Below are 14,583 nucleotides of genomic sequence, written 5' to 3'. Positions count from 1 at the left end.
AGGAAGCACAACGCGAAGGATCACGCCCATGGATACCCCTGCCCGCCCCATCCGCGTCGGCCTGCTGGGCTATGGCTTTGCCGGAAAGACCTTCCACGCCCCGCTGATCGCCGCGTGCGATGGTCTCGTGCTTCACGCCGTCGCCTCGCGGGATGCGGGCAAGGTCCATGCCGACTTTCCCGGAGTGACAGTCCATGCCGCGCCCGAGGCGCTGATCGCCGACGACACGGTCGATCTCGTCGTCGTCGCGACGCCCAACGACACGCACGCGCCGCTCGCCCGCACGGCGCTGGAAGCGGGGCGCCACGTCGTCGTCGACAAGCCCTTCGCGCTCGATCTGCAGGAGGCGCGCGGCCTGGTGGCATTGGCCGAAACGACCGGCCGTCACCTTCAGGTCTTCCACAACCGCCGCTGGGACAGCGATTTCCTGACGGTGCGGCGTGCCATCGAGGATGGAGCAATCGGCCGCGTCACTCACTTCGAATCCCGCATCGACCGCTTCCGACCGCAAGTGCGCGACCGTTGGCGTGAGAATGCCGCGCCAGGTGCGGGTGTGTGGTTCGACCTCGGCCCGCACATGGTCGATCAGGCGCTCGCGCTGTTCGGGTTGCCCGACAGCGTCACCGCCAGCGTCGCCATCCAGCGCGACGGCGCACAAGTCGACGATTGGGCGCATGCCGTACTCGAATATGGGCAACTGCGGGTCGTCGTCCATGCCGGGATGCTCGTCGCGGGCGGATCGGCGCGCTTCACCGTTCACGGCACGGGCGGCAGCGCGGTCAAGCTCAAGGCCGACGGCCAGGAAGTGCAGCTCCTCGCCGGACTGCGGCCCGGCGCGCCGGGCTGGGGCGAAGATGCCGACGCCCTCGTCGTTTACGACGGTTCCGGCGAGCCCCGCTCCATCCCCGCCACGCCCGGCGACCAGCGTGGATTCTACACCGCCGTCGCCGCCGCGCTGGCGGGCGACGCCCCGCCGCCGGTGCGCCCGATCGAAGCGCTAGCGGTGATGGCCGTGCTGGAAGCCGGTGCCGCCTCCGCACGGGGGGGGCGCTCGATGCCGCTGCCGCTCACGCCGGAGGAACGCGCCGCCTGGTAAGCATCATCCTGCGGCAAGCTGGGCCGAGACGGAACCGGTACGCTCCAGCTTGCCCCAGCCCACGACCCACCCGGCCACAGCCGAGGCGATCGCGCGGATCACGACCCAGTACATGATCTGGCGATATACCAGTCGCTGCGCCACCAGCAGGTGCGCCGGGTAGCGCGCCCGTCCGCCGTCGAGGCGATAAGCGATCCATCCGCACAGCACATCGATCGCGGTGAAGGCGATCCAGTAGGCGCCCATCATGCCGACGTCCCCGCTGGTCTGCGCCCAGCCATGGGCCGAGACCCGCAGCGCGGTGCCGATGATCGAGACCACCAGCGCGAGGTCGATCAGCGGCGAGATCGCGGCGAAGGCGATCTGGAACAGCCACGCCTGCGGCAGTCCGACGAGGCCGAGCCCGGCAGGCTTGCGAGTGCGGATCACCGCGCGGTGCTTCCACAGGCACTGCAGGGTGCCGAAAGCCCAGCGGAAGCGCTGCTTGGCCAGCGCGGTGAAGCTCTCGGGCGCCTCGGTCCAGGCGACGGCGCGCGGGTCGTACGTGACGCGCCAGCCCGCCCGCTGGATGGCGATGGTGAGGTCCTGGTCCTCGGCGAGCGTGTCCTCCGGATAGCCGCCGACCGAGTCCAGCGCCGCGCGCCGCCATGCGCCGACCGCGCCCGGCACCACCGTCATCGCGTCGAACCCGGCCAGTGCACGGCGTTCGAGGTTCTGCGCGGTGATGTACTCGACCGCCTGCCAGCGGGTGACGAGGTTCACCCGGTTGCCGACCCGCGCATCGCCCGCGACGGCGCCGAGCTGTGGGTCCGCGAACCAGCGGGCGAGGCGGCGGATGGTTTCGGGCTCGAACTGGGTGTCGGCGTCGAGGGCGATGACGATCTCGCCGGTCGCCTGCAGCAGTGCGCGGTTGAGGGCGCTGGCCTTGCCGCCGTTCTGCAGCGTCAAAAGCGTCACGCGCGGGTCGTCGCCGAAGACCGACCGCACGATCTCGCTCGTGCCGTCCTTCGATCCGTCGTCGGCGACGATGACCTGCAGCGCGGGGTAGTCGGAGGCGAGCACCCGGGCGACGGATGCGGCGATGACCCGCTCCTCGTTGTAAGCGGGGATGATCACCGAGACGGCAGGCTCGAAATGCGGCGGTTCGGCGCGCTTGCGGCGGCTTTGATACCAGGCGAGCGCCGCCATGATCACCGCGCGCGCGATGCCGAGCGATATCGCGAGGTAGAACACCCAGGCCAGCACCGCCGCGACCGCCATCAGCGCCACGAACGCGGCAACGTCCACGCGCACGGCGGCAAGATCGGTGGTCGAAATGGCGGGCATCGCCCGCGCCTGCGGGATGCCGACGAGCTGCGAGGCGGTGACGAAGGTATAACCCTCGCCCTTCAGCGCGGCGATGATGCGCGGAAGCGCGGCGACGGTCTGGGCACGGTCGCCGCCGCCGTCGTGCAGCAGGACGACATTGGTGGCATTCTCCGGCGTCGCGGAATGGACCTGCTGAAGCACCTGGTCGACGATTGCGTCCGCGCCCGGGCGCTGCCAGTCGTTGGGATCGACGTGGAGGCCCACGACCGTATAGCCCGCCTCCTGCGCGGCCAGCGCGGGACCGAGTTCGTCAGGCGTCGTCGGCTCGGCGTCGCCGAAATAGGGCGCACGGAACAGCGTCATGCTGCGGCCGGTATAGGCTTCGACCAGCCGCTGGGTCGCATTCAATTCCAGCCGGGTCTGGCGCGGCCCGGCATTGGCGAGATTGGGATGGGTGTACGTGTGATTGCCCAGTTCGTCGCCGTCGGCAACGATGCGCTTGAGCAGGCCGGGGCTGCCCAGCGCGTTCTCGCCGATCACGAAGAACGTCGCGGGCACGTGCGCCGCCTCCAGTTCACGCAGGATGCGGGGCGTCCACGCAGGGTCAGGGCCGTCGTCGAAGGTCAGTGCGATGCGCTTGGGGTCCGTGCCGCCCGAGCGCTGGACGACGTAGGGCGTCGGCAGCGCGGCGTAGGTCTCCTCGCGGATCATACCGTTGCCGTCGGCGCGCACGGCGCGCTGGCCGTCGCGCGGGGTGGCGGTGATGCGCAGGATCTCGCCCGATCCCTCGATGTCGGCGCTGCTGAGCGCGCGAGGGGTCGAAAGGTCGGGCGTGCCGCCCTTGCGGAAGGCGCCGAGGTCGTTCCAGAAGCCGGAATCCTCGGTGCCGAGCCGCCACAGCGCCATGTCACCGATGCCGAGGCGCTTCAGCGCCGACAACTCGTTCCAGCTGGTAGCCGCGTCGAGCATCCAGATCGTGTGGTGGGTCTGTTCGTCGTCGTAAGCGAAGCCTGCGTTGCCGCTGGCGGGATCGAAGGAAATCTTCGCAGCGCTGTCGTGCGCGGCGAGCCATGCATCCTCGATGGCGAGCGCGTCGGTCTGGTCGCCGTGCCAGTCGTAGGCGTAGCTGCCCAGCGCGACGACGAGGTGCTCGGAACCGATGCGCTTCAGAGCGCCCTGCACTTCGTGGACGAACCAGTCCTGTGCGGCGATCGGGCCGGGCGTGCCGCCCTCCCAGTGCTGGTCGTAGGCCATGAAGATGACCTTGTCGGTAGCCTTGGCGAGCGCCTCGAGCGGCCAGCCGCCCTCGTCGTCGGCGGGGGTGGTGACGGCAAGCGAGGTGCCCTTGGGCAACGCTGCGTGCAGGCTGCGCAGAAAGGCGAGGTAATCGGGCATGGCGCGCGTGGGCAATGCCTCGAGATCCATCACCAGCCCGGCGTAGTTCCCCTGCGTGACGGCCCCGGCGAGGCGCTTGGCAAGCGCGAGGCGCTGCGCGGGATCATGCAGCAGCGCGGCGGTTCCTGCACCGTCCCAGCCGTCGGAGGCGACGTTCTGGACCATCGGCAGCACCTTGAAGTGGTGCGATTGGCCCGCGACCAGCCGGTCGAAGCGGGCATCCGGCTCGACCGTCACCTGATGCTGCGGCCCCGCGACGTTGATCAGCGCGGGCACCACCCAGTCGAGGTCGTTGCCGTGATGGACCAGCGAAAGGAAGCTGGCGTCGTTGCCCGGCAGGTAGAAACCGATGCTGAGCGGCTTCTGCCCCGGCCCCTTGCGACCGCGCGGCAGCCAGGACTTCAGCGCATGCTTCAGCGGCGATCCGTGCAGGGTCGAGGGCTTGAGGCGCGGCGTCGGCAGTTCCAGTTCCTGCTGGGCGGGCACCGCGACGAGCGTGGTCGCGAAAGCCGCCGCGCCCAGCAGCACGATGACCAGCAACGCGGCGAGGACACCGCGCGCCCAGCGGCTGCGGCGGCCGGTGGGGTCGTAGAAGATGGGCTTGCTCATGACGTCGGGTGTCCGGGGGTAAGGAATGTGAGCCGGCGATAGGCCCGGCGCAGTGTTCGGGACCTGATCGGCGCCTTAAATTTTCGTCATGTTCGGCGCGCTCAGAGTCTGTTTGAAAAATGCCGAAAGCGGCATTTTCGAATGCGGCACCGGCCCGCTCCCCCACCCGACCACCCACAGGATACTGCCGATGGGCGGTCGGGTGGGGGAGCGGGCCGGTGCCGCGAAATTCGCGTTCCGCGAATTTCCAAACTGTCTCTCAGCCCATCATCCCGGAGCGGAACCAGCGGCGCATGGCCGGAAGCCGCCTGAGGTCGCAGCCGCAGACCTTGCAGCGGCAGTTCTGCACCCCCGAGGAATCGACCGTGAACTTGCGCGAGGCGACGTGACGCTCGGCATGGCAATCGCTCAAGGTCCCGCTCATGGCTGCAACCCCGCTTCGGGCGCGACTTCGTGCAGCGCGCGAAGAGTCGTGGCGATCAGGCGCGGCGCATCGTGGCCGAGGTAATGGTCGCCGCTCAGGCCGATGACCCGCGCCCGGCCTGCGAGGGAGGGGCACAGGCTGCCCTTCTCTTCCAGCCCGTAGACGCAGACCACCGGCGCCCAGTCGACCCCGCGCATCGCCAGCAACGGGTGCGCGTCCGGCTTGCCGAGGTAGGCAAGGCCCACCGGATCGGCGCGGAAGTAGACGTCGTGCGCAGGCACCGTGAGGTCGATGGCAAGGACCCGGGCACGCAGATCCGGCGGCAGGTCCGGCGCCGTGGTCGCAAGGATGTCGGCGCCGTAGGACTGGCCCATCAGCACGACCCGGCTCGCTCCCGTACGCGTCAGGGCGAGGCGCACCGCGCCGGCGACGACTGCGTCCGCCTCGGCCCGGGTGCGGTGCGTGGCGAAGACAACCGGGGACGCGACCCCGACCACCGGGACGCCCTTGGCGGCAACGGCGGCGGCGACTTTCTCGCCCATGCCGAAGTGGAAGCCCATGTCTCCGGACAGGAAGACCGCCGCCACGCGCGGATGCGGCTCGGCGGCCGGGAACATCACGATGGACTCGGTGCCGAGCAGGCCAAGCACCGGCGCGGCCAGCGCAGTGAGACCCACCGCAGCCAGTGCGAACAGCCCAATGGCAAAGCGAGTGCGAACGCGGCTCATGCGATCAGCATCCTTGCCTCGGAGGTGATGGCGGGCACTGGCGCGATCGGGCGGACAAATTCACCCCCTCCCCCGCCGCCGATCAGGCGCGATACGTCGTGCAGCCCCTGGATCAGCCCGATGCCGTGCGGCCCGGCGACGTAGCGCGGTTCCCAGCGGGGGGCGAACTTCTCCTTGTAGCCGCGCAGGCCGCGAAAGCCGTAGAAGCGCTCGCCATGGCGGAACACCAGCGCCGCCGCCTTGGCCCATGCGGGCGCGAGCGGGCCACCCTCGATCCCCGACAGCGGCACCATGCCCAGCGTGAAGCGCTTGTATCCGCGCGCCTTTGACCAGAGCAGCAGGTTGGTGAACAGGAAATCCATCGTCCCGCGCGGCGCGTCCTCGCGCTGGCGCATGAGGTCGACCGAGGCTTCGGTGTGGTCCTGCGTGCACCACAGGTTGGCGAAGGCGACGATGCGGTCCTCCACCATGACCAGCGCCATGTCGAAGTTGCTCAGGTATGCGCGGTCGAAGGCGCCGAGGCTGAAGCCCTTCTCGCGCTGGCCCTTGGCCGTCATCCACTCGTCGGAGATCGCCTCCAGTTCATCGAGGATCACCGGCACCGCCGCCGCCGGCACCACCCGCAGCCGGGCGCCGGCGCGAGCGGCGGTGCGCTCCGACTTGCGTACCGAACGCAGCTGGGGAGTTTCCAGCTCGAACGTGGTGAGATCGACCACCGCCTCCTCCCCATACTTCACGATCTGCAGGCCCATGCCGATGGCAAGGTCGAGCGTGGCGGGCGAAATCTCGTAGAGCACCAGCCGTCCCTGCCTGCGGTGCGACATGTCGCGCAGGGTCCAGAGGAGTTCGCCCCACGATCCCTCGTTGCCGACCGGATCACCCATGACGACCCAGCTGGAACCCTTGATCTGGTACATGACGAAGGCGTCGCCCGCCTGCGAGACGAGGAACCGCTTGTCTCCGGTCAGCGCCAGCATCGCCTCGGTGCGCGGACTGGTGGCGAGGATCGCGCGGATCGCCGGGGCATCCTCCATCACCTGCGCGTCGCCGCGCGCGCTGCCGGGCGCGCAAAGCCTCCAGACCGCGAACCCCGCCAGCAACACCGACGAGGCCAGCGCCGCGCGCAAGTAACGCGGGGCATCGGCACGCAGGGCGAACTTCCACCACAGGTCGTCGTTGTAGGGTACATGGCGATAGGCGAAGAGGCCCGCCCAAAGCGCCAGTCCCGCCGCCATCACCACCGCCGCTATCCAGCCCGCGGTGAGTGGCGTCTCGGTCAGCGCGGTGCGGCGGTAGAAGGCCCGGCGCGTCATTTGCAGCAGCGCGGCCAGCGCAAGGCAGGCCAGCGCCTCCTCATAGTCGATGCCCTTGGCCAGCGAGAATACCGCGCCCGCCATCAGCAGCAGCCGCGCGGCAAGGCAAGCGCCGTCGAGCCGGCGGTAGAGTCCCGGCGCCAGCAGCAGCAGCGCGGTGCCGACGAGGCTGGCGGCGATATGGCTCGCCTCGATGACGGGCAGCGGCATGACGTCGGCCAGCAGTCCCATGCGTGCGTGGACGGCAGGCAGCGAGCCCGACAGCAACAGCATGCCGCCGCCAAGGAACGTCGCGCTTGCCAGCAGCAGCGGCGAAAGGCCGGTGGCGACGCTCTGCACCCCGCCGACAAGGCGCGCCACGCGGCGGCTGCGGGCACCCTCGCGCCAGGCCAGCAGCAACGCCGCCAGTGCCAGCGGGAGGAGATAATAGACGAGCCGATAGACGATCAGCCCCGCGAAAAGGTGCGCCCGGTCCCCCGGCGCCACGGCGAGGACCACCGCCTCGAACACGCCGAGGCCGCCCGGCACATGCGTCACCAGCGCCACGACGATGCCCAATGCATAGGCCAGGACGAACACCGGAAGCTGCGCCGGGTCGGCGCCCGGCAGCAGTACGAAAAGCGCCGCGCCCGCGCAGGCGATGTCGGCGACACTGACGCCGACTTGCGCCGCGATCTCACGCGCGGAAGGCAGCGGCAGGCGGATTCCCGGCAGCCTCAACTGCTTCGCCCGCGCAGCCGCGAAGCCCAGCGCGCCCAGCAGAGCCAGCATCGCCGCGCCGAGCGCATGCGCCGCCTGCGGCGTCAGCGTCACCGCGCCGAAGTCAAGGCCGCCGTCACGGACCAGCATCGCCGCACCCGCGACGGCCAGCACGCCCGCCCAGAAGTTGCCGGCCGCCAGCATCACCACTTTGGCGACCTCCGGCCCGTCGAGCCCGGCACCAACGTAGATGCGATAGCGCGCCGACCCGCCGGTCAGCAGCGAAAGCCCGAGGTTGTGGCTGAGCGTATAGCTGGTGAACGACGCCAGCGCGGCAGTGCGCCACGGCAGCGGGTGCCCGATCGTCCTGAGCGCTAGGAAATCGTAGAACGTCAGCGCGAAATAGCTGGCGGCGGTCAGCATGAGACTCAGCGCGATCTGGCCGGCGTCCAGCGCATGGACGGCCGCGCGCACCTGCGAGTAGCGGATTTCGTGCGTCAGCGTATTCAGCGCGACGAAGCCGAGGGCGATCACCGCCAGCACCGCGCCCGCCTCCACCAGCTTTCGATAGCGCGAGAGGAAAGCAAGCGGCGCGGTCATGCCGGCACCTGCGCGATGCGGGTCCATACCTGCGAGCGGCAGAAAAAGCCGCCAAGGATGCACCCGCTGATCTTCAGCCGGTCGGCCGAGAGAGGTTCGATCCGGGAATCGAAGCGGCGCCCCATGTCGGGAACGAAGACGGTGCCACGCCATATGCGGCCCTCGGGGCGGTAGTCCTGCAGCAGCTCGGTGCCGATCAGCGACGCGATCCCGCTGTCCTGCGCGTCGGCCTTCGCCTGGCCGCTGGCCCAGACCACGCGTCCGCACAGGCCTGGCCCGCAGGAACCGGTACGCACGGCGACGCTACCGGATGGGTTGAGCCAGACGCCCTCGACGGGCGTAGCCGCGCGCGCACCGAGCGGCACGGCGAGGAGCGAGAGAAAAAGGGCGGTTCTCAGCAACATGGTGCCGTTTGTGCGCTCGGCCGGATTGCCGGAGGCTCGCCACAACATGAACAATCGGCAATCTGGACGCTGCGCCACCCTCCCATCCCGCTCAGCCTGAGCTTGTCGAAGGCCCCGAGACGTGGCGCTGCGCCTGCCGACGCGTCGGCAAGCTCAGCATGAGCGAAGTGGGTTAAATCAGGAAAAGTCTACCCCCCGAGCGAATACGTGATCACGAAACACGCCACCGTCAGCAGCGACATCGCCAGGATGAACGCCGCATCCGCCACCCGCTCCAGTCCGTGCAGCCGTGTCGAGGACTGCACCCTTAACGCGAAGTAAGAGGCCAGCGTCGCCAGCAGGAACAGCAGCGCATCGACCGAGAGCAGATCGTCGGCGATCGTCTCATGTCCTCGCACCGACACCGCCACGCGCAGCAGCCCGATGCCGGTCATGCAGACCCCCACCATGCCCGAGGCGATCGGGCAGATCAGGCGGCAGGTCCGCTCATCGAGGATGGCAGTGTCGGTATCCATGTGGTCTCAACTCTTGTCGTGGCGCGCCCAAGGTGCATACGATGCGCGGAGCCTCCCCCGGCTGGAGGGAACATGAGCGAAAGTTAATCCGCTCCCCATCGCGCCGGAGGGCCACACGGCTCACAATGGAAGGACCGCAAGTGTGAGGAAGGCGCGTTGAGCCAGAAGATCCTGCTCGTCGAGGACGATGCCGACACCGCCGACTTCATCGCCAAGGGCCTCGACGAGGCGGGCTTCACGGTAGACCGCGCCGCCAACGGGCGCGACGGCCTGTTTCTGGGCACGGACGGCGGATATGCATGCATCGTGCTCGACCGGATGCTGCCGGGGCTGGACGGGATGGCGGTGCTGGCAGCCCTGCGCGGCGCCGGGCTGGAGACGCCGGTGATCATCCTCTCCGCGCTCGGATCGCCGGAAGACCGGATCAAAGGACTGACCAACGGCTGCGACGACTATCTGGTCAAGCCCTTCGCCTTCGCCGAACTGCTCGCCCGCATCCGGCTGCTGATCCGCCGCGGCGCACCTGCCGCCGTGACGGAAACGGTGCTGCGCTGCGACGATCTGGAAATGGACCTCCTTGCCCGCCGCGTGCGCCGGGGCGAGCGAGTCATCGAACTGCAGCCGCGCGAATTCCGACTGCTCGAATTCCTGCTGCGCCATGCCGATCAGGTGGTGACCCGCACGATGCTGCTCGAAGGCGTGTGGGATTACCACTTCGACCCCGGCACCAATGTCGTCGACGTTCACCTCAGCCGGTTGCGCAAGAAGATCGACGAGGGCGAGGCGCGCCGCCTGCTCCATACCGTGCGCGGCGCGGGCTATCGCATCGGCGCCGAACCGTGAAAATCTGGCACTCGACCACGTTCCGCTTCGCCGCGCTCGTCTTCCTGTTCCAGATCGTCGCGGCTGCGGTACTGCTGCTCGGCCCGGCGCTGCTGCTGCGATCCCAGAGCCATGCCGACGCCGTGGCCGTCGCCGTGACCCTGCGCGACGACCTGCTCGACGCCTATAACGAGGGCGGAGAGCCGGCGATCTCCCGCGCCATCGACGCCAAGGTTTCGCGCCGGATCGAACGGGCGAGTGTGCTCTTCCTCGCCAACCCGGACGGCACTCGCTTGACCGGCAATCTCGATAGCTTACCGCCCGACCTCACACCCGGCGCGCCTTATGCGCTAGAGAAGCTGCCGCGCTCCGGCCATACCGCGCCGGAGGCAATGCTGATCCAGTCGGTCCGCCTGCGGGACGGTTCGATCCTGGTCACCGGAACGGTGGTGGAGACGGAACGGCAGGTGCTGGCCCTGCTCGAACGCACCTCGATGATCGCGCTGGCGCTCTCCGTGGTTTTCGCGGCCTTCGCCGCCTACGTCTCGACGCGACTGATCCTCAACCGTCTGCGGGCAAGCGTCGCCACCTTGCGCGACGTGCGCGAAGGTCGCCTCTCCCGCCGCGTCCCCGCAGACGACACCGGCGACGCCTTCGCCCTGCTGGGCAGCGAGGTAAATCAGGCGCTCGACCGCATGGCCGCGCTCAATGACGAGCTGAAGCTGGCCACCGACGCCCTCGCCCACGACCTGAAATCGCCCCTGACGCGGATGCGCGCCGCGCTCGACCGGGCGGCGCAGCACGTCGAGGATCCCCTCGCCCAGCCCTTCGTCGATCAGGCCCTCACCGAAAGCGAACGCCTGATGGCGATCGTCGAGACCGCCCTGTCGATCACCCGCGCCGAAGCGGGCATGGGCCGCGAGAGCCTGGCCGACGCCGACTTGTCCGAACTGCTGGAGACGGTGGCGGAAATCTATGCGCCCATGGTCGAGGATCAGGGCCGCGCGATCGTGGTCGTCGCCCCGGCCGCGCTGCACATGCGGGTCCATCGCCAGTTGCTCGATCAGGCGCTGGGCAATCTCGTCGACAATACACTCAAGTACGGGGCTGGCACCATCACCCTGTCGCTGGTGCCAGAGGCGGACGGCGCGGCGGTCGTCGTGGCCGACGAAGGCCCCGGCATTGCGCCCGAGCGCCGCGAACAGGCGCTGCGCCGGTTCACCCGGCTGGACGAAGCGCGCGGCGGCTGGGGCGCGGGCCTCGGCCTCTCGCTGGTGCAGGCGGTGGCGCACCTCCACGGCGGAACGGTGGACTTGCGCGACGCCGCGCCGGGGCTGGCGGTGCGGATCAGGCTGGTAGAGCCGCCCCCGCGCGCCTGAAGGACCATTATCCGCCATTCCATTGCCGTCATACGCGCAAGAGCGGGGACCCATCTCCCGACATCGCAGGGTGCACCGGCATCAGATGGGTTCCCGCCTTCGCGGGAATGACGGGATCGGGTGCGGGGCCGTAGCATTCCTATGCCCGGTTCCGGTTGCGGCACCGCGCCAAGGCTGCAATAGCTACCGGCGGGTGCTCGCCGATCCCGGCAAGCAGGTTTCGCAGTGCCGGTCGGGCCGCCGGTGCACTTGCCCCCAAGCCCGGAGCCCCGCATGGTCCTCTCCCGCCTCAAGACCCCCAGCGCCCTTCGCCAGTTTCTCGACGGCCAGTCATCCGCCGGACTGTTCCTGATGGCGATGGCCGCGATCGCCCTGCTCCTCGCCAATTCGCCGCTGGCGCACGGGTACGAGCACGTGCTCCACCTTAGCCTCGGGCCGCTGTCGCTGGCGCACTGGATCAATGACGGGCTGATGGCGATCTTCTTCCTGCTGGTCGGACTGGAGATCAAGCGCGAGATGCTGGACGGCCAGCTCTCGTCGTGGTCGCGCCGGGTGCTGCCCGGCATCGCCGCGCTGGGCGGCATGGCGGTGCCCGCGCTGCTGTTCTACGCCTTCAACACCGGCGACACGGCGAAGGGCTGGGCTATTCCCGCCGCCACCGACATCGCCTTCGCGCTGGGCGTGATCTCGTTGCTGGGCAAGCGGGTGCCCGCCTCGCTGCGGGTGTTCCTGGCCGCTCTGGCGATCATCGACGACCTTGGCGCGGTGATCATCATCGCGCTGTTCTACACCGCATCGATCTCGCTGCCCGACCTTGCCGAGGCAGCGCTCGTGCTGGGCGTGCTGATCGCGATGAACCGGATGGGTGTGCGGAGCCTCTCGCTCTACATGGCGCTGGGCGCGGTGCTCTGGGTGCTGACCTATCGCTCGGGCATCCATGCCACGCTGGCAGGCGTCGCGCTGGCCCTGACGATCCCGATGGACGTGACGCCGAGCCATCCGGACGGCGATGCGGCCAGCCCGCTGCACCGGCTCGAACATGCGCTGCATGTGCCGGTGGGCTTCCTGATCGTGCCGCTCTTCGCGCTCGCCAATGCGGGCGTGCCGGTGCTTAGCCTTCCGGCCGAGGCACTCACCGCACCGGTCACGCTGGGCGTCGCGGCAGGCCTGCTAATCGGCAAGCCGGTGGGCGTGTTCGGCTTCTCGATGATCGCCGTGCGCCTCGGCCTGGCCGACGCTCCGGCCCATGCGGGCCGCCTGCAGATGCTGGGCGTGGCCCTGCTGTGCGGCATCGGCTTCACCATGAGCCTGTTCATCGCCCTGCTCGCCTTTCCGGACGCAGCCGCGCTACAATCGGAGGCGAAGCTCGGCATCCTCGCCGGATCGCTGTTTTCCGGCCTGCTGGGCTATGGTGTTTTGCGGATTGCACACCGGGAAGCGCCCGTCCCGCGCTGATCCTCAGGCTGCGGCCGACTGGTTGCGCCCGCTCCGCTTCGCCCGGTAGAGCGCCGCGTCGGCGGCCGCCACGATCCGCTCCGGGTCGCTGTCCACGGACAGCGGTGCGATGCCGACGCTAACGGTCGCGGCAATGACGCTTCCCGACGCCGTTTCCACGCCGACCGTGCCGAGGCGGGTGCGGATGCGCTCGCACACCAGTTGCGCGTGCTCCACCGACAGGCCGGCTAGCAATACGGCGAATTCCTCCCCGCCGAGCCGCGCGACGAGATCCCCTTCGCGCACCGCCGCCCGGACGATGGCCACGAAGCGCACCAGCACCGCGTCACCGGCGGCATGGCCGTATTCGTCGTTGATCCGCTTGAAGTGGTCGAGGTCGAAAACCGCGAGACAACCCGGCTCGGCGCCGATCGGCGGCGACGAAACCAGCGCACCCAGCGCATCGTCGAACGCGCGGCGGTTGCAGGCGCCGGTCAGCGGATCGGTCATCGCCTTGTTCTTGAGATCCTCGACGATATGGCGGCGTTCGGTAACCTCGCGGATGATGCTGACGGTGCCTGATATGTTGCCGTCCGCATCGACCATCGCGCGCACGTGGCTCTCCACCCATATGATCGCGCCGCTCTTCTGGATGACGCGATATTCGATGATGGCGCTGTCCTCCGGCGCCGCCAGCACCACGCGGCGCGTGTCGAGAACCATCGGCAGGTCGTCCGGCACGATAAGGTTGAACAGCGGCCGCCCCCCGAGCTCGGCCGCCGGATAGCCGGTAACGCGCTCGACCGAGGGGGAGGCATAACGCACCGTGCCGTCGATGCCGGCGCGCAGCACCACGTCGCTCATGCGGTCGAGGACGAGCCGGTGCAGCGCTTCGGCCGCGTGAAGACGCTCGACGATGCGCCGCCGCGCGTAGAGTTCCGCCGCGAGCGGCAGCAGCAGCATCACGATCGAGGCGAAATAGATCTGCAGCACCTGCAGCTTGAGCGCCATTCCGCCGGTCAGCAGCGCCGTCGGCCCGATCCCCGCAAGCGAACAGCCGAGACCAACCGAGATCAGGATGACGATGGACGAAACCGCACCGAACCGGCCCAGCCTGAACGTCGCGGCGATCATCGGCAGGAACGGGACGACGACGAGCGGAATTTTGCTTTGGCCGAATGTCGCCAGCGACGCGAGCAGCACGAGCCCCAGCAGCCCGAATGTCCGCTTGCGTACGCGCGTCCCGGCGGTGCGCGTCCAGTGTGCGACGTCGCCGCGCAGGAACAACAGTAGCGGCGGCGCGAACACGATGAAACCAAGCGCATGTCCGGCGTACCAGTCCCGCCAGGCCGACCAGAAGCCGATGTTACGCACCGCCGTGGTCATGACCGCCGCGAACAGCGCCGTCACCGCAGGCACCATGACGCCGCAGACGACCAGGAACGCTGTGACTTCCGCCACCGACTGGAAACGGCCGAACCGGGGAAACACCCTGCGCATCAGCCATGCCGCACCGACCGCCTCGATAATGCAGAGCAGCGGCAGGCCAACCCCGGTCAGGCCCTTGAATCCGAACAGCTGCGAGGAGCAGATCGCCAGCGGAGTACAGGCCAGGACCACCGGTGCCCAGCGTCGGCGCGGCGTGACATGGAGCCGGGCGAACAGCACCGCCCCCGCCAGCCACACTACCGCGATGCCGCCGTCGAAACGGGTCAGCACGAGCGCCAGCGACGCACAGGCGAAATACGCGAGCGCGGTGCCGAGCACCTCCCCCGGATACCACCTGCTGCGACGATACGACTCGTGAATCATCATCCTCGCCTAGTGAAACATGGTTTACCTAGGGTAAATACATAT

The 14,583-nt window shown here is 69.0% G+C and carries 11 protein-coding genes; 4 read left to right on the top strand and 7 right to left on the bottom strand.

Translation table 11 applies throughout. The features are described from left to right. Nucleotides 1-28: 28 nt before the first annotated feature. Nucleotides 29-1,096, top strand: a complete 1,068-nt coding sequence (locus tag HWN72_RS24115) for an oxidoreductase (protein ID WP_008831651.1) — start codon at nucleotides 29-31, stop codon at nucleotides 1,094-1,096. Nucleotides 1,097-1,099: 3 nt separating this feature from the next. Here the strand turns inward: HWN72_RS24115 and HWN72_RS24110 are convergent, their stop codons facing one another. The 6 genes from HWN72_RS24110 to HWN72_RS24085 form a co-directional block, all read right to left on the bottom strand. Further along, nucleotides 1,100-4,408: a glycosyltransferase gene (locus HWN72_RS24110; RefSeq protein ID WP_008831650.1), complete on the bottom strand. Its 3,309-nt coding sequence runs from the start codon at nucleotides 4,406-4,408 to the stop codon at nucleotides 1,100-1,102. Between the two features lie 259 nt (nucleotides 4,409-4,667). Then, nucleotides 4,668-4,832: a hypothetical protein gene (locus HWN72_RS24105; protein WP_155986210.1), complete on the bottom strand. Its 165-nt coding sequence runs from the start codon at nucleotides 4,830-4,832 to the stop codon at nucleotides 4,668-4,670. Further along, a complete protein-coding gene (locus HWN72_RS24100) occupies nucleotides 4,829-5,560 on the bottom strand; it encodes an AcvB/VirJ family lysyl-phosphatidylglycerol hydrolase (protein WP_008831649.1) in 732 nt (243 codons plus the stop codon). The genes HWN72_RS24105 and HWN72_RS24100 overlap by 4 nt, the downstream gene beginning before the upstream one ends. Beyond that, nucleotides 5,557-8,172: a bifunctional lysylphosphatidylglycerol flippase/synthetase MprF gene (gene mprF / locus HWN72_RS24095; RefSeq protein WP_081798978.1), complete on the bottom strand. Its 2,616-nt coding sequence runs from the start codon at nucleotides 8,170-8,172 to the stop codon at nucleotides 5,557-5,559. Before mprF ends, HWN72_RS24100 begins: the two co-directional genes overlap by 4 nt. Further along, the gene (locus tag HWN72_RS24090) at nucleotides 8,169-8,624 is read right to left on the bottom strand and encodes a DUF2147 domain-containing protein (RefSeq protein ID WP_008833322.1); all 456 of its coding nucleotides are present in this window, start codon (nucleotides 8,622-8,624) and stop codon (nucleotides 8,169-8,171) included. Before HWN72_RS24090 ends, mprF begins: the two co-directional genes overlap by 4 nt. Before the next feature lie 140 nt (nucleotides 8,625-8,764). Further along, complete coding sequence (locus HWN72_RS24085) at nucleotides 8,765-9,091, bottom strand: hypothetical protein (RefSeq protein WP_008833323.1); 327 nt, start codon at nucleotides 9,089-9,091, stop codon at nucleotides 8,765-8,767. A gap of 156 nt (nucleotides 9,092-9,247) precedes the next feature. On the opposite strand from HWN72_RS24085, the gene HWN72_RS24080 reads away from it, so the two are divergent. The 3 genes from HWN72_RS24080 (at nucleotide 9,248) to nhaA (ending at nucleotide 12,747) form a co-directional block, all read left to right on the top strand. Further along, nucleotides 9,248-9,934: a response regulator transcription factor gene (locus HWN72_RS24080; RefSeq protein WP_036525027.1), complete on the top strand. Its 687-nt coding sequence runs from the start codon at nucleotides 9,248-9,250 to the stop codon at nucleotides 9,932-9,934. Then, on the top strand, nucleotides 9,931-11,292 hold the full coding sequence (locus HWN72_RS24075; RefSeq protein WP_036525030.1) for a HAMP domain-containing sensor histidine kinase: 1,362 nt from the start codon (nucleotides 9,931-9,933) through the stop codon (nucleotides 11,290-11,292). The genes HWN72_RS24080 and HWN72_RS24075 overlap by 4 nt, the downstream gene beginning before the upstream one ends. A gap of 273 nt (nucleotides 11,293-11,565) precedes the next feature. Beyond that, on the top strand, nucleotides 11,566-12,747 hold the full coding sequence (nhaA, locus tag HWN72_RS24070; RefSeq protein ID WP_211151591.1) for a Na+/H+ antiporter NhaA: 1,182 nt from the start codon (nucleotides 11,566-11,568) through the stop codon (nucleotides 12,745-12,747). Between the two features lie 3 nt (nucleotides 12,748-12,750). On the opposite strand, the gene HWN72_RS24065 is transcribed toward nhaA, so the two are convergent. Beyond that, the gene (locus HWN72_RS24065) at nucleotides 12,751-14,538 is read right to left on the bottom strand and encodes a sensor domain-containing diguanylate cyclase (protein WP_036525315.1); all 1,788 of its coding nucleotides are present in this window, start codon (nucleotides 14,536-14,538) and stop codon (nucleotides 12,751-12,753) included. Between the last annotated feature and the right edge of the window lie 45 nt (nucleotides 14,539-14,583).

The organism is Novosphingobium sp. HR1a (assembly GCF_015594425.1).
In the GTDB taxonomy this organism is placed as follows: domain Bacteria; phylum Pseudomonadota; class Alphaproteobacteria; order Sphingomonadales; family Sphingomonadaceae; genus Novosphingobium; species Novosphingobium resinovorum_A.
The sequence above is the reverse complement of the archived record's forward strand: the minus strand, read 5'-3'. Positions and strand labels throughout refer to the sequence as shown.